This window comes from Janibacter corallicola NBRC 107790 (assembly GCF_001570965.1).
Classification (GTDB): Bacteria; Actinomycetota; Actinomycetes; order Actinomycetales; family Dermatophilaceae; genus Janibacter; species Janibacter corallicola.
The window spans coordinates 13,328-32,276 of the sequence record NZ_BCSR01000012.1 but is presented as its reverse complement, the minus strand read 5'-3'; the positions used below and the strand labels follow the sequence as shown (position 1 = coordinate 32,276).

Genomic DNA, 18,949 nt, shown 5'->3' with positions numbered 1-18,949 from the left:
CGTCCTGGTGCATCTCGCGTCGTTCGACCGTGGGTATCGGGCAGATCCACTACCTCTTGTGCTCGCGAGGAGGGACCCGGCCACCGCTACCGTCGAGGGGTGCGTGAACGCGTCCTCGTCGTCGGTGGCGGCATCGCCGGGCTCGCCCTCGCTGCCGCGCTGGACCCGCGCCGGGTCGAGGTCACCCTCGTCGAGGAGCGGCCCGAGCGGGCGGGGGCGGGCACCGTCCTCACGCTGTGGCGCCCGGCCCTCGCGGCGGTGGGCCGCATCGGCCTCGGCGAGCAGCTCGCGGCGGCCGGCAGGGCCAGTGACCACGGCACCCTGCGGGACTCCCGCGGCGAGGTTCTCACGAGCCGACGGGTGCCGCGGCTGACCTTCGTCCCGCGGCCCGCCCTCGTCGCGGCCCTCGAGGGGGCGCTGCCCGAGGGCGTCACCCGGATGACCACCGGCGTGACCGACCCTCGCGCCCTCGCCGCGGAGCTCGGCGCCGACCTCGTCGTCGGCGCCGACGGGGTCCGCTCCACCTGCCGACGGGATGCCTTCCCCGGCACCGACCCCGTGGCCACCGACCAAGTCGTACTCCGTGGTCACCTGGCGCAGGAGGCCACCGATCCAACCGAGTGGTGGGGCCCGGGCGGGGTCTTCGGGGCGACCCCGGGGCCGAGGGGGAGTGCGTGGTTCTGCTCCGTGCACGACCCGGGGCCCCGCACCCCGACCGTCGACCACGCCGACGTGCTGGCCCTGGCGACGCGCCACTTCGCCGACTGGGACCCCCGGCTGGGTGAGGTCCTGCGGATCGCCGGCGAGGGCGCGGACGCCCAGCGGATCCTGCTCACCCCCGCCATGCGCCGGATCACTGCCGACGGGCTCGTGCTCATCGGCGACGCGGCCCACGGCATGGCTCCCAATCTCGGCCGCGGCGCCAACGAGGCCATCCATGACGCGCTCGTCCTGGCGGGCGCCGTCCACCGCCACGGGGCGAAGGGGGCGCCCGCCCCCTTCGCCCGCCGGCGCCACCTGCGCACCCAGGCCCTGCGGGCCACGGCCACCGTCGCGATGCGCACCGCCACCAGCCGCCGGCTCCCACCGGTGCGCGACCCGTTGCTGCGCCTGCTCCCGGGAGACGTGGATCACCACGCGATCCGGGGTGGCAGCGGTTAGGTTGACCCCATGCGACGTCGTTCCTTCCTCACGGCCGTTCCGCTGGCCGTCATCGGCACCGTCGGCTGCTCCGCCTTCGAGGAGGCCACCCCGCCGAAGGAGGCGCTCGCCACGGCGCGCAAGCGCTTCACGAGCGGCAAGTCGGTGGTCTTCGACCTCGAGCAGAGCGCGATCCCCAAGGGGCGCAACGGTGTCTCCGCCGCCCAGGGGTCCGGCATCATCGACGCGAAGACCCCGAAGTTCAAGGGCCAGGTCACCGGTGTCATCAAGGGCAACTCGGCCGGCGTGAAGATCATCGCCATCGACAAGGACACGTGGATGTCCTTCTTCACCAAGGACTACAACCCCGTGGACATGGCCGACCTCGGCTCGCCGAACCCCGCGGAGTTCTTCCGCGCCGGCTCCGGCGTCGACCAGGTCCTCGAGAAGACGACCGGCGCCGAGGAGGGCGAGCGGGTGCGCTCCGGCGACACCGTCCTGCAGGAGTACACCGGCACGGTGCCGGCCACGGAGATCCAGCGGCTCTTCCTGCTCGGCAAGGGCGCCGACGACTTCGACGTCACCTACGGCATCGAGCCGGACAGCGGTGAGCTGCGCACCGTGGAGATCACCGGCAACTTCTACGAGGAGAAGCAGACCACCTTCACCCTGAAGATCTCCGACTACGGCAAGTCCGTCGAGATCGACCGACCCACGTGAGCACCGTCCCGGTGCCCGGTGCCCGCCCCCGCGTCCTGCTCGCGGTGGCCTCCACCGCGGTCGCGCTCGCCGCCGCGGACACCTATGTCGTCGTCCTCGCGCTGACCGACATGATGAACGGGGTCGGCCTCGGGCTGGACAACCTGCAGCGCGCGGCGCCGATCATCTCCGGCTTCCTCCTCGGCTACGTCGCGGTGCTGCCGCTCATCGGCCGTCTCGCCGACGTCGTCTCCCGCTCCCGGATCCTGCTCGGGTGCCTCCTCGTCTTCGTCGTCGGCTCCGGCGTCACCGCGCTCGCCGTCGACCTCGACGTCCTCGTCGCCGGTCGCGTCGTCCAGGGCGTCGGCGGCGGAGGGTTGGTCCCCGCCACGCTGGCCCTGGTCGCCGACCTCTGGCCCCCCGGGCGAAGGGGGCTCCCGCTCGGCCTGGTCGGCGCCGTCCAGGAGCTCGGCTCCGTGCTCGGCCCGCTGCTGGGCGCTGCGGTCCTGCTCGTCGCGGACTGGCGGGCGATCTTCTGGCTCAACGCCGTCCTCGGCGTCGTCATGGCCGTGTGCGTCGCGGCCGTCGCCGGCGACGTCGGTCGGCCGCCCGCGCTGCTCACGGCGGTCGGTGCGCTCACCGTCGGGTTGCTGTGGCTGACGCTGGCCGCGCCACCGGCCCTCGCCACGGACGTCTACCTCGGGATCCCCTTCGTCCCCTTCGGTGACGGGGACTCGCGGCTGCTGACGCCGATCGGACTGGTCACCGCGCTGCTCGCCCTCGGGCTCGTCGTGGCGTCCCACCGTCGCTGGTGGCCGCCGCTGCGCCGCAGCGACCTTCCCGGCGCGCTGCTGCTCGGCACGGCGCTCGGGTGCGTCATCCTCACCTTCTCCAGCGCCGACCCGGAGACCGAGGTCGTCGGCCCGCTCGGGTACGCCCTGCTGCCGGTCGCGGTGGTCGCCGCGCTCGGCTACCTGTGGCGCCACCAACGCGCGGAGCAGCCGCTCATCCCGCGCGGCACCGTCCGGGGGCGGACCGGCTGGGCGCTGCTCGTCTCCTTCCTCGTCGGCGTCGCGCTCGTCGCCGTCGTCGTCGACGTGCCGCTCTTCTCCCGCCTGACCACCGACGGGAGCCAGACCGAGGCCGCGATGGAGCTGGTGAAGTTCCTCGTCGCGGTCCCCGTCGGCGCGGTCGTCGGTGGCTGGATCCTGCGGTGGGTCGGGGACGGCCTCTCCTCCGGGGTCGGGCTGCTCATCGGCGGGGTCGGCCTGGTCCTCATGTCCGGCTGGGAGCGCGGGTCGCTGGAGCAGGCCTCGGCGACCGTGCTGCTCGCGCTCGTCGGCTTCGGGCTCGGGATGGCGCTGGCCCCGGTCAACGACGCAGCCCTGGCCGACTCGCCGCAGGACGTGCACGGCAGCGCGAGCAGCCTCGTCGTCGTCGGGCGGATGGTCGGCATGGTCGTCGGGCTCGCGCTGCTGACCGGCGTCGGCCTGCACCGCTACTACGAGGCCGTCGAGGCGCTCCCGGAGGCCCAGCAGACCTCCGGCCGGGCGCTGCTCGACGCCGCGCTGCTGCAGGTGCACACCGTCTTCATCGGTGCCGCGATCGCCGCCTTCGTCGGCGCGGTGATCTCCTTCGCCCTGCTGGGGATCCGGCGCCGGGAGGGCTCAGGCTCGCTGGCCCGCGGGTTCGGCGTCGAGGAGTAGCCCGAGCCGGTCGACCACCGCGTCGGTGGCCTCGTAGGTGAGCATGTGCCCGACCCCCGGCAACGACCAGAAGGTCGACCCGGGGATGGCCGCGGCGGTGCGCCGGCCCGCGGAGACGGGGGTGAGCCGGTCCCGGGTTCCGGTGGTCAGCACCGTCGGGATCGTGGCGAAGGGGGAGAGCGACTCCCGCAGGTCCATGCGCCCGAGCGCGCCGAACCAGTCGGCAACGACATTCGCGCGGGTGCGGCGGGTCATCCGGCTCACCGCGCGGACCGCGGCGGTGTCGGGGTGGTCCCCGAAGAGGTTGTGGGCGGTCAGGGCGGGCACGGTCGGCAGCCCCTTCGCCGTGGCGGGCAGGTGGGCGAGCAGGCCGATGACGAACCGCTCGCCGGGGAGGCCGCGCCGGTGCCCCAGGTGGGCGGCGGTACCGAAGAGCCCGACACCGCGCACCCGGCGGGCCAGCAGGTCCGGGGCGAGGGCGCCGAGGGACATGACGGTCATCCCTCCCATGGAGTGGCCGGCGAGGACGAGCTCCCCGTCCGGGACGCGGTCGGCGAGGACCGCCTCGAGGGTCCGGCCCAGGTGGGTGATCTCGGCCCGCCGGGAGTCCGCGGACGTGGACAGGCCGTGACCGGGCTGGTCGTAGGTGAGGACCCGCACATCGGGCCGCCGGTGCTGCAGCTCGGTGACGACCGGGTCCCACGTCTCGTGGGTGAGGCACCAGCCGTGGGCGAGCACCACGGTCGGGGTGCCGGGGGCCGGCTCCGGCGCGGGGTGGTCGAAGACGGCGACGCGGGCGCCACCGGGGACCTCGACGGTGACGCGCGGCGGAGACCCGAGGGTCTCGGGTGCCGCGGTCGGCGAGGTCACGCGGCGCCCCCCTTCGAGGCTCGGGCCGGGGGGTCCTCGCTCATCGGGGCATCTCCGTCCAGGTCGACGATGACCGGCGCGTGGTCGCTGGCGCCCTTGCCCTTGCGCTCCTCGCGGTCGATCTCGGCGCCCGTGACCCGCTCGGCGAAGGGTGCGGAGCCGAGGACGAAGTCGATGCGCATGCCACGCTTCTTGGGGAAGGCGAGGCGCTGGTAGTCCCAGTAGGTGTAGGTGCCCGGCCCGGGAGCGTGGGGGCGCACGACGTCGGTGAAACCGTCCTCGAGGAAGGCGTTGAAGGCCGCCCGCTCCGGAGCGGAGATGTGGGTCTTGTCCTCGTAGTACTCGACCGACCAGACGTCCTCGTCCTGCGGGGCGACGTTCCAGTCCCCGCAGAGGGCGAGGGGGGTGCCGTCGGCGGCCCACTCGTTGGCGCGCCCGCGCAGCTGCTCGAGCCAGGTGAGCTTGTAGTCCATGTGGGGGTCCTCGAGCGCGCGCCCGTTCGGGATGTAGAGGGACCAGACGCGGACGCCCCCGCAGGTGGCGCCGATCGAGCGCGCCTCCGGCGCGACAGGGTCACCCCAGCCCGGGTCGCCGTCGAAGCCGATCTGGACGTCCTCCAAGCCGACCCGGGAGACGATCGCGACACCGTTCCACTGGTTGAGGCCGTGGTGGGCCACCTCGTAGCCGAGCTCGGTGAAGCGGTCGTGGGGGAACTGGTCCTCCTTGGCCTTCGTCTCCTGGATCGCCAGCACGTCGACGTCGCTGCGCTGCAGCCACGCCGCCACGCGGTCGATGCGGGAGCGGATGGAGTTCACGTTCCAGGTCGCGAGTCGCACGGTCGCCACACTAACCGGCGGGCCTCGGGGTGGCCGCCGTGGTCCGGAGGTCGTAGCGTCGAGGGCATGCGACCGCTCATCGAGATCCCCGCCGCCGACGGCACCGCCGAGGCCGTCGTCGCCCGACCCGACGACGCGCCCCATCCCGGCGTGCTGTTGTGCATGGACGCGATCGGGCTGCGGCCCCGGATCGAGGAGATGGCCGACCGGATCGCCTCCTGGGGATACGTCGTGCTGGCGCCGAACACCTTCTACCGCTCCGGGAGCGCCGAGCAGACCCGCCCCTCCCCGGACGCCGACCTGAGCGACCCGGACCAGCGGGCCTCCTACGGCAAGGTCACGCGCCCGCTGCTCGCCGAGCTGACGGGTGAGCGAATGGAGGCCGACGCGCCCCACTACGTGCAGGCCCTGCGGGGCCTCGAGGGCGTGGCGGACGGGCCCATCGGGGTGACCGGTTACTGCATGGGCGCGAAGCTCGCCACGCGGGTCGCCGGCCTCGAGCCGGGCGTCGCGGCCTGCGGTGGCTTCCACGGCGCGCAGATCGCCACCGACCAGCCGGACAGCCCGCACCTGCGGCTCGCCGGATCCACGGCGGCCTTCGTCTACGGCCACGCCGACCACGACACGACCAACCCGCCCGAGGACGTGGCGCGCCTCGACGCGGCGCTGGATGAGTACGGGCTGTCGGCGCGGACGGCGGTCTACCCGGACGCCCCGCACGGTTACACGATGAGCGACACCTCGAGCTACCAGGAGGCCGGCGCCGAGCGGCACTTCCGGGAGCTGCGGGAGCTGTTCGACGCGCAGCTGGGCTCATGAGCGCGCTCGTCACCGGCGCCACCGCCGGCATCGGCAGGGAGTTCGCCATCCAGCTCGCGACCCGGGGAGAGGACTTGGTCCTCGTCGCCCGGGACGAGACCCGCCTCGATACGCTCGCAGCCGAGCTGGGCGAAGCCCACGGCGTGACCGTGCAGGTGCTGCCGGCGGACCTGTCCGACCGCGATGCGCTGGAACGCGTCGCGGAGCGGCTGCGCGACCCCGCGCACCCGGTGGACCTCTTGATCAACAACGCCGGTTACGGACTGGGCGCCCCCTTCCCGGAGGCCGACCTCGTGGACGAGGAGCAGCTGCTCGACGTGCTCGTGCGGGCAGTCCTCGTCCTCAGCCACGCGGCCGCCGGAGCGATGACCGACCGGGGGAGCGGGCGGATCATCAACGTCTCCTCGGTCGCGAGCCTGCTGGCCAGCGGCACCTACGCCGCGGCGAAGTCCTGGGTCACGACCTTCACCGAGTCCCTCTCCGGGCAGCTCGCGGGCACGGGCGTCACGGCCACACTGCTGCTGCCCGGGTACGTCCGCACCGAGTTCCACGAGCGCGCGGGCATCGACAAGAAGCGCACCGGCCCCTTCTGGCTGGCCGCCGACGCGCTCGTGCGGGAGGCGCTCGACGACGCCGACTCGGGCAAGGCCACCTCGGTGCCCAGCCCGCAGTACAAGGCGGTCGTGGGCCTCCTGCGCCACGTCCCACGCACTCTGGTGCGCAATCCCCGGGTCAGCGCACTGCACCGGCGGAAGTGAACCGCCCACGAACCGGCGAGGGAGATCGATGGGGCGGGCCTGGGGCCGTGGGAGACTGCGGGGCGTGACTGACATCGCTGCCGACCGCGCCCGCCTGCTGCAGATCATCAAGGACAAGGCCATCGTCCACGGACGGGTCACCCTCTCCTCCGGCAAGGAGGCCGACTACTACGTCGACCTGCGCCGCGTCACCCTCGACGGCGAGGCCTCCCCGCTCGTCGGTCGGGTGATGCTCGACCTCGCCTCGGACCTGGACTTCGACGCCGTCGGCGGGCTGACCCTGGGCGCCGACCCGGTCGCCACGGCGATGCTGCACGCCGGCGCGGCGAAGGGGGAGCGCCTGGACGCCTTCGTCGTGCGCAAGGCGGGCAAGGCGCACGGGCTGCAGCAGCGGATCGAGGGGCCCTCGATCGCGGGTCGCCGGGTGCTCGTCGTCGAGGACACCTCGACGACCGGCGCCTCCCCGCTCGAGGCCGCCACCGCCGCCCGCGAGGCGGGTGCCGAGGTCGTCGCGGTCGCCACGATCGCCGACCGCGCGACCGGCGCCGCGGACAAGTTCGCCGAGGCCGGGTTCGAGTACCGGCACGCCTTCGGGCTGGCCGACCTGGGCCTGACCTGACCTCAGACGTCGCGCTTGGTGCGCTTGCGCAGGGCGCTCCACGCGGAGGTGCCGACGACGACCAGCAGGAGCGCGTAGATCCCCCGGGTGATCCAGCCCGTGACCAGGGTGGTCGGGTCGCCGACCGATGCCAGCAGTGCGTCCCGCAGCGACGTCTCCGCCAGCGGCCCGAGGACCATGCCGATCATCAGCGGCGCCAACGGGTAGTCGTAGCGGCGCATCACGAAGCCCAGGATCCCGATGACCAGCAGCAGGACCAGGTCGAAGACGGACGCCGCGGTGGCGTAGATGCCGAGGCCGCAGAAGAGGGTGATCCCGCCGTAGAGGTACGGGCTGGGGATCAGCAGGAGCTTCGACCAGAGCTGGGCGAAGGGCAGGTTGATGGCCAGCAGGACCACCATGGCGATGAAGAAGCTGGCCAGCAGCGACCACACGAGGTCCGCGCTCTGCTCGAAGAGGAGGGGCCCGGGCTGCAGCCCGTACTGCTGCAGGGCAGCGAGCATGATCGCCGCGGTCGCCGAGATCGGCAGACCCAGGGCCAGGAGGGCGCCCATCGCCATGCCCGTCGTGGCGTTGCCGGCTGCCTCCGGTGCAGCGAGGCCGCGGATGGCGCCCGTGCCGAACGTCGGGCGCTTGCGCCGCCGGTCGAGGCGACGCTCGACGTCGTAGGAGATGAAGGTCGGGATCTCGGCCCCGCCGGCGGGAACGACCCCGAAGGGCAGCCCGATGAGCGTGCCGCGGCCCCACGCGGGTGCGGCCTCGAGGAACTCCCCACGGCTGAGGAATCCCCGTCCGGCCTTGCGGACCTTGAGGTCGTCCCTGTCACGTCGCACGCGGGAGGCGATGTAGAGCACCTCGCCCAGGGCGAGGATCGCGACGGTGACCGTCACCAGGGAGATCCCCTCGAAGAGCTGCGGCATCCCGAGGGTGAATCGCTCGACACCGGAGACGGAGTCGACGCCGATGACGGTGATGCCGACCCCCAGGACCAGCGAGGCCAGGCCCTTGAGGACGCTGTCCGAGACCACGGAGGAGGTGGCGATGAAGGCGAACATCGCCAGGGCGAAGAACTCCTCGGGGCCGAACATCGCGGAGAACTCCACCAGGCTCGGCGAGACGAAGACGACGAGCACCGAGGAGACCATGCCGCCGATGAACGCTCCGATCGCCGCAGTGGCCAGGGCCTGCGGGGCGCGGCCGGAATTGGCCATCCTGTGTCCCTCGAAGGTCGAGGCGATGGCCGACGCCTGTCCGGGTGTGTTCAGGAGGATGGCCATCGTGGAGTCGCCGAAGAGGCCACCGAAGTAGACGCCGGCGAAGAGGATGAAGGCTCCCGTCGGGTCCAGGGCGAAGGTCATCGGCAGCAGCAGGGCCACCGCCATCGACGAGCCCAGGCCCGGCAGCACGCCGACGGCGGTCCCGAGCAGGCAGCCGATGACCACCCACATGAGGTTTGCCGGCGTCAGGGCTCCGGCGAAGCCCTGCATCAGCAGCTCGAGGGTGTCCACTAGAAGCCACCTCCCAGGATGCCGGACGGCAGGTTCAGGCCCAGCGCCGTGCCGAAGACGAGGTAGATGATCGAGCTCAGGAAGAGCGCGACGAGGACGTCGAAGAGGGGGCGGCGGGAGCCGAAGCCGCGGGCGGTGCACCAGAAGACCAGGGCGCCGGCGAGGATCCACCCGAGATGGGGCAGGAGCAGCGCGAAGGCGAGGAACCCGCCGGCCACCCACGCGAGGGCGCCGAAGTCGGAATAGGTGCGGTGGACCCCGGGAGTCGGGTCGTCGACCGGCTCGGGGTGACGGAGCACCCCTGCCGCCAGGAGGACGGCCAGGACCAGCCCGGTGCCGCCGACGATCAGGGGGACGAAACGGGGTCCGGGGAACTCTGCCTCACCCGGTTCCAGCAGCGCGCTCCCGATGAGCAGGAAGAGGCTGAAGGCGCCGATGATCGCCGGCATCACCAAGGCGGAGCGGCCGTGCCAGAACCCGCCCTTCGTGGGGGACTCGGGCCCGGCGGGGCCCCCGGGTCGGTCGTCCCTCGTGTCGGTCGACGTCATACGCCCATCTCCTCGATCAGGGAACCGATCTTGTCGATCTCCGCCCGGATGAACTCGTCGAACGCCTGGCCCGAGAGCGGGACCTCGACCCAGTAGTTGCGTTCCACGGCGTCCTTCCACTCGGCGGTCGCGGTGGTCTCCTCCATGAGCCGGACGAGCTCGGCCACGTCCTCCTTGCTCGCGCCGGGCGGTGCGAACTGGGCGCGCCAGTTCGTCAGGGTCACGTCGTACCCCTGCTCCGGCATGGTCGGGATGTCGACCCCCTTCAGCCGCTTCTTCGAGGCGACGCCCAGCCCTCGGAGCCGCCCGGACTGGACTTGCGGGTAGATGTCGGGGAAGCCCCCCGAGGAGGCCTGGGCGGTGCCGTTGAGCATCGCCTGGATGGCCTCGCCGCCGCCCGAGGACGGGATGTAGGTGATGTCTGCCGGATCGATCCCGGCCGCGAGGGCGAGCTCGGTGATGACCATCTGGTCGGAGGACCCCCCGCCGGTCCAGGCGATCTTCTTGGGGTCCTTGCGCCACGCCCGGACCAGGGAGTCCAGGTCCTTGTGGGGCGAGTCGGCCGGGACGTTGACCAGGAAGAGCTCCTCGACGACCCGGGCGACGGGGGTCAGGTCGGTGATCCGGGAGGGCGTGCCGAACTGCGCGGTCGCCGCGATCTGCCCGGTGCCACCGACCATGAGGTAGCTGGGAGTGGTGCGCTTCTTCATGCTGCCGACCGCGATGGTGCCGCCGGCGCCGGGGATGTTGAGGACCTGCACGTTGCCGACCAGACGGTTGGCACGCATCGCCTCCTGCATCTCCCGTTGGAAGGTGTCCCAGCCGCCACCGGCCGCGGCGGGGGCGATGAGGGTCAGGTTCGACCGGACGCTCGTCCCCTGGTCGGCGGCGCGGACCGACTCGTACCCGGCCGCCCCGATGACGGGGACGGCGAGGGCGCCGAAGCCGATGCCCAGTGCGCGTCGTCGGGACGGGTGGGCAGCTGGTGGCGCATCGTCGACGCCGCCGTCGTCGGGTGAGATGAGGTGACTCCTTGGTCCGTTGCGCGTCGCGGCAGGGGGCTGCCAGATGTGCTCTGCGTCACTGCGAGTGTAATCATCCGAGGGCGCCACGGTGGTGCGGCGGCTTCCGCCCGCCGCGATCCCGCGCCGGGGTTGCGTCGGGCAGGGAGGGAATCATAAGTTAGGCAAGCCTTAACTCCTCGACGGAAGGTCCCCTGTGTCCCCGAACCGCCGCGCGGTGATCGCCACCGCGCCCGCGCTCCTGCTCGCCCTCACCGCCTGCTCCACCGGATCGACGGAGGGCTCGGACACCAAGGCCTCGGGCGGCGCCGGCGAGGCCGAGCCCGGCGCCTTCCCCGTGACGGTCGAGCACGCCCACGGCAAGACGAAGATCACCGAGGCCCCGAAGCGGGTCGCGACCGTCGGCTGGAGCGACCAGGACGTCGTCGCCGCCCTCGGTGTCGTGCCGGTCGGCGCCACGAAGATCACCTGGGGCGGCAACAAGCGGGGCTCGACACCGTGGTTCGACAAGGCCGTGGCGAAGATCGACCCCGACGCGGAGATCACCCGCTACGACGACGCGGACGGCATCCCCGTCGCCGAGATCGCCAAGCTCTCGCCCGACCTGGTCCTCGGGGTCAACTCCGGCATGACGAAGGAGGAGTACGACAAGCTGACGAAGATCGCCCCCACCGTCGCCTACCCCGACCTGGCCTGGGCGACCCCGTGGGAGGACAGCATCACGATCATCGGCAAGGCGCTCGGCAAGCCGGACGAGGCGAAGGACCTCCTCGAGAAGACCAACGACGTCATCGACGAGGGGATCGCCGAGTACCCCGAGATCAAGGGCAAGACCGTCGCCTGGGCCTCGATCGTCCCCACCGACCTGTCCAAGATCGACATCTACACCACGAACGACCTGCGTCCGCAGCTGCTGCGACGCTTCGGCATGAAGGACGGCCCGCTCGTGGCCAAGCACTCCGAGGGCGAGAAGTTCTTCTTCTCCATCTCCGCCGAGAAGGCCCGTGACATCAAGGCCGACGTGCTCATCTTCTACGCCGACGGCCAGGAGCAGATCGAGAAGATCACCAAGGACCCGCTCCTCGGCGAGATCCCCGCGATCAAGAAGGGCCACTACGTCGCCTCCGCCGACCGGCAGGTCTCCACGACGCTCTCCTCGCCGTCGCCGCTGTCGATGGAGGTCGCCGTCACGAAGTTCGTCCCCGAGATCGCCAAGGCAGTCAAGGGCAAGAGCGACGGATGACGGGCGCCGCGCGCACCACCGCGATCGCCGCCGGGGGGCTGCTCCTCCTGGTGGCGGCGGTGGTGGTGTCGGTGCTCGTCGGGGCCGAGTCGGTCCCCTTCGCCCAGGCGGTCTCGGCGGTGCGCGGCGGGAGCAACGACGCCGCCGGGATCATCGGCGCCCGGGTCGACCGCACCCTCATCGCGGTCGTCGTCGGGGCCTGCGTCGCCCTCGCCGGGACGGTCCTGCAGGGCCTGACCCGCAACCCGATCGCCGAGCCGGGGATCCTCGGGCTCAACTCCGGTGCAGCGCTGCTCGTCGTCATCGGCATCCGCATCGGGCTGCTCGACGGGGTCCTGGACTACTTGTGGACCGCGTTGGTCGGGGTGATCATCGCCGGGGCCCTCGTGCACGCGGTCAGCCTGACCGTCCCCCTTCGCCACCAGCCGATGACCACCGCGCTCGCCGGCGCCGCGATCATGGCCGCCTGCTCGAGCATCATGGTCGGTCTGCTCGTGACCGACGACGCCGCGCTGGACCTCTTCCGCTACTGGCAGGTGGGATCGGTCGCCGGCAAGGACGCGGGGATCCTCTGGCCGGTGCTGCCCTTCGTGCTCATCGGGCTGCTCCTCACCCTCACCTCCGCGCGCACCCTCAACGCGATGGCCCTCGGCGACGACATCGCCCGGGCGCTCGGCCAGCGCGTCGTCCTCGCCCGCGGCGCCGCCCTCCTCGGCGCCCTGCTGCTGACCGCCGCCGCCTGCGCGGTCGCCGGACCGATCGCCTTCGTGGGACTCGCCGTGCCGCACGTGGTGCGCCTCTTCGGCGGGCCGGACCACGGCCGGCTGCTCCTGGGTGCCCTCCTGCTCGGACCCGCCCTCGTCGTCGCCGCGGACACCCTCGGCCGGGTGGTCGCCCCGCCGGGCGAGATCCAGGTCGGCGTCATGACCGCCGTCGTCGGCGCTCCCGTGCTGATCCTGCTGGCGCGAAGGGCGGTACGCCGGTGACCACCCTCCGTACCCCGAGCACCGCCCCGGCGGCCGGATCGCCGTCCGGCACCGGCCCGGCCGACCTCGTCCGCCGGGTCCGCCGCGGCCGCGCCCGGTGGGCGCTGCGCCGCACGCTCGTCCTCCTCGTGCTCGTGCTCGCGGCCTTCGTGGTCCGGGTGACCTTGGGGGACTTCACGATCACCATCCCGGACGCGGTGCGGATCATCGGCGGCGCCGACGTGCCGGGGGCGACCTTCATCCTCATGGAGTCCAAGCTGCCGCGCGCGGTGGGCGCCCTGCTCGCCGGCGCGGCGCTCGCGGTCGCCGGGGCGATCATGCAGGACCTCATGCGCAACCCGCTGGCCAGCCCCGACATCCTCGGGGTGAGCGGCGGTGCCTCCACCGCCGCGGTCTTCTCCCTCGTCGTCCTCGGGCTGGACGGGACCGGCGTGACCGTCGCGGCCTTCCTCGGTGCCACCGCCGTCGCGGCCTTCCTCGTCGGGATGAGCGGCGGCGCCGGGCGGGGCAACACCCAGGCCCTGGTCATCGTCGGTGTCGGCTGCGCGGCCCTGCTCGTGGCGCTCACCCACTGGGTGCTGCTGCGGGCCGACGTCTACCGGCTCTCGGAGGCGATGGTCTGGCTGACCGGCTCGGTCTCCTCCGTCACCTGGCCGCAGCTGGGCCGGCTGGCCGTGCTCGTCGCCATCCTCATCCCGGCGATGCTGCTCCTGCACCGGCAGCTGCGGGTGGTGCTCCTCGGGGACGACCTCGCCGCCGGTCTCGGGGTCGCCGCCGGACGCCACCGCGCGCTGGCCATGTTCGGGGTGGTGCTCCTCGTCGCCGGCACCTGCGCGGTCTGCGGGCCGATCGCCTTCGTGGCGCTGCTCTCCGGGCCGATCGGACGCCGGTTGCACCGCGGGCGGACCCGTCTGGTCGACATCGCGCTCATCGGCGCGCTGATGGTCCTCGTCGCCGACCACGTCGCCGCCTACCTCGTGCCCGGCGGCTCGAATCTGCCCGTCGGCGTCGTCACCGGCCTCGCCGGCGCCCCCTTCCTCATCTGGCTCATCGTCACCCGAACCCGCGTGGAGACCGCATGACCGCCCTGCACACCACCCCAGAGACCCCGACGACGCCGGTGTCGGCCCCCACCGGCGAAGGGAGCCCCCCTCGCCTCCGCGCCGAGGGCCTGGCCCTCGGGTACCGGGACCGCACGGTCGTCGAGGGCCTCGACCTGAGCGTGCCCGACGGTGCCGTCACGGCGATCGTCGGGCCGAACGGCTGCGGCAAGTCGACGTTGCTGCGCGGGATGGCGCGCCTGCTGCCGGCCAAGGCCGGCAGCGTCCTGCTGGACGGGCGCTCCCTGGCCGGCATCCCGACGAAGTCCGTCGCCCGGCAGATCGGTCTGCTGCCCCAGGCCCCGATGACCCCCGAGGGACTCACCGTCGCGGAGCTGATCTCCCACGGGCGCCACCCGCACCAGGGGCTGCTGCGCCGGATGAGTCGTGAGGACGACGCGGTCGTCGCCGAGGTCATGGAGCTGACGAACACGACGACGCTGGCCGAGCGGGTCGTCGAGGAGCTGAGCGGCGGGCAGCGCCAGCGGGTGTGGATCGCCCTCGCGCTGGCCCAGCAGCCGGAGATCCTACTGCTCGACGAGCCGACCTCCTTCCTCGACATCGCCCACCAGATCGAGGTCCTCGACCTCGTGCGCACCCTCAACGGCGGCCGCGGCACGACCGTGGTCATGGTGCTGCACGACCTCGCGATGGCCGCCCGCTACAGCGACCACCTCGTGGCCATGCGCGACGGTGCCCTCGTCGCACAGGGCACCCCCGGCGAGGTGGTCACCGAGTCGCTCGTCGAGGAGGTCTTCGACGTGCGCTGCCGCATCCTCCAGGACCCGGACACTGGGACCCCGGTCGTCCTGCCCCGAGCCAACCAGGAGCACCCATGAAGATCGCCGAGCTGGCCGACCGCGCCCTGTACGGGGCGGCCCGTGTGTGGAACCGCCGTTCGATGGCGGCCGTCGCCGAACGCGACGGGCACGTGCAGTTCGAGGCCACCGTGGCCGCCGTGACGGACCTGAACCCCTCGATGCGCCGGATCACCCTCGCCGCACCGGAGTTCGGGCAGTACGCCCTCGCCGGGCCGGACGAGTACTTCGGACTGCTCATGCCGGGCGCCGACGGACGGCTGCACCTGCCCGACGCCGAGCGGATCAACGTGCGAGCGGCGGTGGCCGAGATGGCCGAGGAGGAGCAGCCCGGGCTGCGCTGGTACACCGTGCGGGAGCTGCGCCGCGCCACGAGCGAGCTCGACGTCGACATCGTCACCCACGGCGACGCCGGGCCGGGGTCGGCGTGGGCGGTGCGCGCGAAGGTCGGGGACCCCGTCGGGTTCCGTTCCGGCGGAGCGCTGTACACGGCCTTCGACCCGGCGCGCCAGCTCTTCGTCGCCGACGAGACCGCGGTGCCCGCGCTGCTCGCGATCCTGCAGGAGCGCTCCCGTCGCAGGCTGCCCGGCCTCGGCGACGCGGTGCAGGTCCACGTCGAGGTGCCCGCAGCAGAGATGCTGGAGGGGCTCGACCTCCCGGCCGAGGTCACCGTCCACCTGCGTGGCGACGAGGACCCGGGCACCGCGGTGCTCGCCGCGCTCACCGCGGACCCCTCGCTCACCGAGGGCTTCGACTACGCGTGGGCCTGCGGGGAGGCCGGCCTGGCCACGTCCGTGCGCCGCCACCTCGTCTCGGTCGGGATGGAGAAGCGCGACATCACCTTCTCCGGCTACTGGAAGCTCGGCGCCGCCCGCGGCTGACCCGGTGGGCGCGAAGGGGGCCGGTGGCCGGCGGAGGGGGCGCCCCCTTCGCCGGCCACCACCGCCGGATAGCGTGCAGGCATGGAGCCGCACCTCGTCGCGCTGGACGTCGACGGAACCATCCTCACCCACGACGGCCGGGTGCGACCGGCGACCCGGGAGGCGGTCCGCGCCGTCGCCGAGGCCGGTCACCACGTCGTCATCGCCACCGGACGCTCGGTCGTGGCGACCGCACCCGTGCTGGAGATGCTCGAGCTCACCCACGGCTGGGCGGTCTGCTCCAACGGGGCGGTCACGGTCACGCTCGACCCGCAGGAGCCCCACGGCTACCGGGTGAGCGAGACGGTGACCTTCGACCCGCGGCCCGCGATGACCCTCATCAAGAAGCACGCACCGGACATCCTCGTCGCGGTGGAGGAGGTCGGCTCCGGCTTCAAGGTCGAGCGTCCCTACCCCGAGGGCGTCCTCTGGGGCGAGCAGCGGGTCGTGCCGTGGGAGGAGCTCGTGGGGGAGCCGACCACCCGCGTGACATTCCACGACCCCGAGGGGGACAGCCAGGACTTCGTCGACCTCGTCGAGGCGGTCGGGCTGCACGGCGTCGGCTACGCCGTCGGGTACACCGCCTGGCTGGACCTCGCTCCCGAGGGCGTCTCGAAGGGCGCCACTCTCGAGCTCGTCCGGCGACGACTGGGCATCGAGCCGCACCTGACCTTCGCCGCCGGGGACCAGCGCAACGACCTGGAGATGCTGCGCTGGGCCGCGCGCGGGGTCGCCATGGGCGGCGCGCCCGAGGAGGTCGTCGCCGCCGCCGACGAGACCACCGGCGGCGTCGAGGAGGACGGGCTCGCCGACGCCCTGCGTCCGCTCCTCGACAGCGCGTGAGGGCTGCTCGGCCTGCGCGGAACACCCCGCCGGCTGAGACCGCTTGCCCGGACGAGGGGAGAGCCCTACCCTCGGCGGGTCCGACCGGTCGGTGACAGCGTCCGGTACCCACGGCCCGAAGGTGATGACCCGCCCGATGCGGCACCAGATCTCCCGCGACTGACCAGCGCGACCGACCGCGGCCCACGCACCGCGCGTCCCGTCGGCGCGCCCGCCGCGACGGCAGGAGATCTTCCGTGTCAGCACCCACCCCGGGGGCGGACGCCCTCGTCACCCTCACCCACCTCACCCTCGACTGGCCCGACGGCACCCGTGTCCTCGATGACGTCAGCGGGTCCTTCGGCCGCGGCCGCGCCGGCCTCGTCGGTCGCAACGGTTCCGGCAAGACGACGCTGCTGCGTCTGATGACCGGTGATCTCACCCCGACCTCGGGCACCGTGGACGTCGCGGGCACCGTCGCGACGCTGCCGCAGCAGCTCGGCCGGGACACCGGCCGCACGGTCGCCGAGGCGCTCGGCATCGCGCCGGTCCTGCGGGCCATCGCCGCGATCGAGGCCGGGTCGCTCGACCAGGCGGACTTCGACCTGGCCGAGGGCCGCTGGTCGATCGGGGCGGAGGCCCTCTCCACTCTTGCGACGCTCGGCCTGACCGGCGACGCCGATCTGTTCGAGCGGACCCTGGGCACTCTCTCCGGGGGCGAGGTCGTCACCGTCGGGCTGGCGGCGCTGCAGCTGCAGCGCGCCGACGTCGCGCTCCTCGACGAGCCGACCAACAACCTCGACCGCGAGGCCCGTGCCCGCCTCGTCACCGCGATCGACGCCTGGCCGACCGGTCGCTCGCTCGTCGTCGTCAGCCACGACACCGAGCTGCTCGAGCACGTCGACCGGATCGTCGAGGTCCACGGGAGCGAGCTGCGCACCTTCGAGGGGCCGTGGTCGGTGTACCTCGAGGCGGTCACGGTCGAGCAGCAGGCGGCGGCCGATGCCGTCCGCTCCGCCGAGCAGCAGCTGCGCCGCGAGAAGCGTGACCGCATCGAGGCCGAGCTGGGGCTCGCTGGGCGCGCCCGCGCCGCCAACCGGGCTGCGGCCCGCGGCGACCTGCCCAGGATCGTCGCGGGCAAGCGCGCGATGTCCGCGGAGCGCTCCGCTGCCAAGCACCGCGACGTCCACGACGACCGTCTCGGGAAGGCCCGGGAGGCACTCGCCGATGCCGAGTCCCGCGTGCGGGAGGACCGGTCCGTGCGGATCACGCTGCCCGGCACCCGGGTCCCCGCCGGCCGAACCGTCCTCGAGCTGCAGACGAAGGGGGAGGACCTCCCCTTCGTCGTCCGCGGGCCGGAGCGCATCGCGCTCACCGGTCCCAACGGCGCGGGCAAGACGACCCTCCTGCGGGAGGTGGTCGGGCAGCCCGTCGCGGTGCCGCCGGCCGCGCGGCTGCTCCGCCGAGTGGAGGAGGTCGGGTACCTGCCGCAGCGGATCGACCTCGACGACGACCTGACGATCCTCGAGACCGTCCGGGCCGCGGCGCCCACCGCGTCACCGCAGCAGGTGCGGGCGTCGTTGGCGCGCTTCCTCTTCCGCGGGACCCTCGCCGACCAGCGGGTCGCCGGGCTGTCGGGGGGCGAGCGCTTCCGCGTGGCCCTGGCCGCCGTGCTCCTCGCGGACCCCGCCCCGCAGCTCGTCGTCCTCGACGAGCCCACCAAGAGCCTCGACGTGGACAGCGTCGACCAGCTCGTCGACGCGCTCGCCGCCTACGAGGGGGCGCTGCTCGTCGTCAGCCACGACGAGGGCTTCCTCGCCCGGGTCGGGATCACCCGTCGCTGGCAGGTTCGGGCCGGGCGTCTGGGCGAGGTCGCGCCGGGAAGCACGCCAGGCCGATGACCGCGGTGAGCGTGCCGAGGGCCAGGCCGGCCGCCACGTCGCTGGCGTGGTGCACGCCGAGCAGCACCCGGTCGGCCGCGGTGAGCGCGGCGCCGAGGAGGGCGAGCAACGTTGCACACCAACGGATCCAGACGGTGCGTACGGCCCGCACGAGGGAGATGACGAGGACCGCTCCGAGGGCGATGTTCGTCGCGTGACCGCTGGGGTAGGACCAGGAGTCGAGCGTCACGAGGGCCTCGTCGGGCCGAGGCCGTTCGACGATCTCCTTGCACAGCGCACCGAGCACTCCGCCGGCGATGCCGATCGAGAAGGTGACGAGTGCGGTGCGCAGCGTGATCCGGTGCCGTGCCGCGAGCAGGAGCCCGAGGGCCAGGACGAGCGGATGGACGACCCACGGGCCGCTGAGCACCGCCCACCAGTGGGCCGGGTCGACCAGCCCCGGGTGGCCGGTGAGCACACCGGTGCCGCGGCCGACGCCCCCTTCGTCCAGCGAGCGGACCCACGCGGAGGGGATGATGACCCGTTCACCGAGCACGGCGACGAGGCCGGTGAGCGCCAGCAGGGCTGATCCGGCGCCGAGGACGCGAAGCGCGGAGACGGCGCGGTCGATGAGCACCCACCGATTGTGGGGCAT

General features: G+C 73.0%; 19 protein-coding genes. 13 read left to right on the top strand and 6 right to left on the bottom strand.

Annotated elements, in window-relative coordinates:
- Window positions 1-99 precede the first annotated feature (99 nt).
- Genes JCO01S_RS06835 through JCO01S_RS06825 form a run of 3 tightly spaced genes read left to right on the top strand, consistent with a single transcriptional unit; the run spans window position 100 to window position 3,545 of the window.
- Window positions 100-1,161: an FAD-dependent oxidoreductase gene (locus JCO01S_RS06835; protein WP_068252775.1), complete on the top strand. Its 1,062-nt coding sequence runs from the start codon at window positions 100-102 to the stop codon at window positions 1,159-1,161.
- 9 nt (window positions 1,162-1,170) lie between these two features.
- Window positions 1,171-1,860, top strand: coding sequence for an LppX_LprAFG lipoprotein (locus JCO01S_RS06830; RefSeq protein ID WP_068252766.1), 690 nt, complete (start codon window positions 1,171-1,173; stop codon window positions 1,858-1,860).
- On the top strand, window positions 1,857-3,545 hold the full coding sequence (locus JCO01S_RS06825) for an MFS transporter (RefSeq protein WP_245634352.1): 1,689 nt from the start codon (window positions 1,857-1,859) through the stop codon (window positions 3,543-3,545). The genes JCO01S_RS06830 and JCO01S_RS06825 overlap by 4 nt, the downstream gene beginning before the upstream one ends.
- Here the strand turns inward: JCO01S_RS06825 and JCO01S_RS06820 are convergent.
- Complete coding sequence (locus JCO01S_RS06820) at window positions 3,507-4,415, bottom strand: alpha/beta fold hydrolase (RefSeq protein ID WP_068252763.1); 909 nt, start codon at window positions 4,413-4,415, stop codon at window positions 3,507-3,509. The two genes, JCO01S_RS06825 and JCO01S_RS06820, sit on opposite strands and share 39 nt — an antisense overlap.
- Window positions 4,412-5,251, bottom strand: coding sequence for an exodeoxyribonuclease III (locus JCO01S_RS06815; RefSeq protein WP_068252868.1), 840 nt, complete (start codon window positions 5,249-5,251; stop codon window positions 4,412-4,414). Before JCO01S_RS06815 ends, JCO01S_RS06820 begins: the two co-directional genes overlap by 4 nt.
- 66 nt (window positions 5,252-5,317) lie before the next feature.
- Between JCO01S_RS06815 and JCO01S_RS06810 the strand changes: the two genes are divergently transcribed.
- The 3 genes from JCO01S_RS06810 to pyrE are packed head-to-tail and all read left to right on the top strand — an operon-like array spanning window position 5,318 to window position 7,447.
- Window positions 5,318-6,070 carry a dienelactone hydrolase family protein gene (locus JCO01S_RS06810; RefSeq protein ID WP_068252760.1) on the top strand — a complete coding sequence of 251 codons (753 nt, stop codon included), beginning with the start codon at window positions 5,318-5,320 and terminating at the stop codon, window positions 6,068-6,070.
- A complete protein-coding gene (locus JCO01S_RS06805) occupies window positions 6,067-6,828 on the top strand; it encodes an SDR family NAD(P)-dependent oxidoreductase (protein ID WP_068252757.1) in 762 nt (253 codons plus the stop codon). Before JCO01S_RS06810 ends, JCO01S_RS06805 begins: the two co-directional genes overlap by 4 nt.
- A 28-nt stretch (window positions 6,829-6,856) precedes the next feature.
- The gene (gene pyrE / locus JCO01S_RS06800; protein WP_439645691.1) at window positions 6,857-7,447 is read left to right on the top strand and encodes an orotate phosphoribosyltransferase; all 591 of its coding nucleotides are present in this window, start codon (window positions 6,857-6,859) and stop codon (window positions 7,445-7,447) included.
- A 2-nt stretch (window positions 7,448-7,449) separates the two neighbouring features.
- On the opposite strand, the gene JCO01S_RS06795 is transcribed toward pyrE, so the two are convergent.
- Genes JCO01S_RS06795 through JCO01S_RS06785 form a run of 3 tightly spaced genes read right to left on the bottom strand, consistent with a single transcriptional unit; the run spans window position 7,450 to window position 10,525 of the window.
- Window positions 7,450-8,955, bottom strand: a complete 1,506-nt coding sequence (locus JCO01S_RS06795; RefSeq protein ID WP_068252753.1) for a tripartite tricarboxylate transporter permease — start codon at window positions 8,953-8,955, stop codon at window positions 7,450-7,452.
- The gene (locus tag JCO01S_RS06790; protein WP_068252750.1) at window positions 8,955-9,503 is read right to left on the bottom strand and encodes a tripartite tricarboxylate transporter TctB family protein; all 549 of its coding nucleotides are present in this window, start codon (window positions 9,501-9,503) and stop codon (window positions 8,955-8,957) included. Before JCO01S_RS06790 ends, JCO01S_RS06795 begins: the two co-directional genes overlap by 1 nt.
- Window positions 9,500-10,525, bottom strand: coding sequence for a Bug family tripartite tricarboxylate transporter substrate binding protein (locus tag JCO01S_RS06785; RefSeq protein ID WP_068252866.1), 1,026 nt, complete (start codon window positions 10,523-10,525; stop codon window positions 9,500-9,502). The genes JCO01S_RS06790 and JCO01S_RS06785 overlap by 4 nt, the downstream gene beginning before the upstream one ends.
- Before the next feature lie 196 nt (window positions 10,526-10,721).
- Between JCO01S_RS06785 and JCO01S_RS06780 the strand changes: the two genes are divergently transcribed.
- The 7 genes from JCO01S_RS06780 to JCO01S_RS06750 all read left to right on the top strand — a co-directional run bounded on the left by JCO01S_RS06780 (window position 10,722) and on the right by JCO01S_RS06750 (window position 18,315).
- On the top strand, window positions 10,722-11,768 hold the full coding sequence (locus tag JCO01S_RS06780) for an iron-siderophore ABC transporter substrate-binding protein (RefSeq protein WP_068252747.1): 1,047 nt from the start codon (window positions 10,722-10,724) through the stop codon (window positions 11,766-11,768).
- Entirely contained in the window at window positions 11,765-12,754 is a 990-nt protein-coding gene (locus JCO01S_RS06775) for a FecCD family ABC transporter permease (RefSeq protein ID WP_068252743.1), read from the top strand. The genes JCO01S_RS06780 and JCO01S_RS06775 overlap by 4 nt, the downstream gene beginning before the upstream one ends.
- Window positions 12,751-13,836, top strand: a complete 1,086-nt coding sequence (locus JCO01S_RS06770; RefSeq protein WP_068252740.1) for a FecCD family ABC transporter permease — start codon at window positions 12,751-12,753, stop codon at window positions 13,834-13,836. Before JCO01S_RS06775 ends, JCO01S_RS06770 begins: the two co-directional genes overlap by 4 nt.
- A complete protein-coding gene (locus tag JCO01S_RS06765) occupies window positions 13,833-14,693 on the top strand; it encodes an ABC transporter ATP-binding protein (RefSeq protein WP_084342706.1) in 861 nt (286 codons plus the stop codon). Before JCO01S_RS06770 ends, JCO01S_RS06765 begins: the two co-directional genes overlap by 4 nt.
- Window positions 14,690-15,553 (top strand): siderophore-interacting protein, encoded by an 864-nt coding sequence (locus JCO01S_RS06760; RefSeq protein WP_068252735.1) that lies wholly within the window; start codon window positions 14,690-14,692, stop codon window positions 15,551-15,553. The genes JCO01S_RS06765 and JCO01S_RS06760 overlap by 4 nt, the downstream gene beginning before the upstream one ends.
- 81 nt (window positions 15,554-15,634) lie before the next feature.
- Window positions 15,635-16,435, top strand: a complete 801-nt coding sequence (locus tag JCO01S_RS06755; protein WP_068252733.1) for an HAD family hydrolase — start codon at window positions 15,635-15,637, stop codon at window positions 16,433-16,435.
- A 236-nt stretch (window positions 16,436-16,671) separates the two neighbouring features.
- Window positions 16,672-18,315, top strand: a complete 1,644-nt coding sequence (locus JCO01S_RS06750) for an ABC-F family ATP-binding cassette domain-containing protein (RefSeq protein ID WP_068252730.1) — start codon at window positions 16,672-16,674, stop codon at window positions 18,313-18,315.
- On the opposite strand, the gene JCO01S_RS06745 is transcribed toward JCO01S_RS06750, so the two are convergent.
- Window positions 18,245-18,949, bottom strand: a complete 705-nt coding sequence (locus tag JCO01S_RS06745; RefSeq protein ID WP_068252727.1) for a phosphatase PAP2 family protein — start codon at window positions 18,947-18,949, stop codon at window positions 18,245-18,247. The genes JCO01S_RS06750 and JCO01S_RS06745 overlap by 71 nt on opposite strands.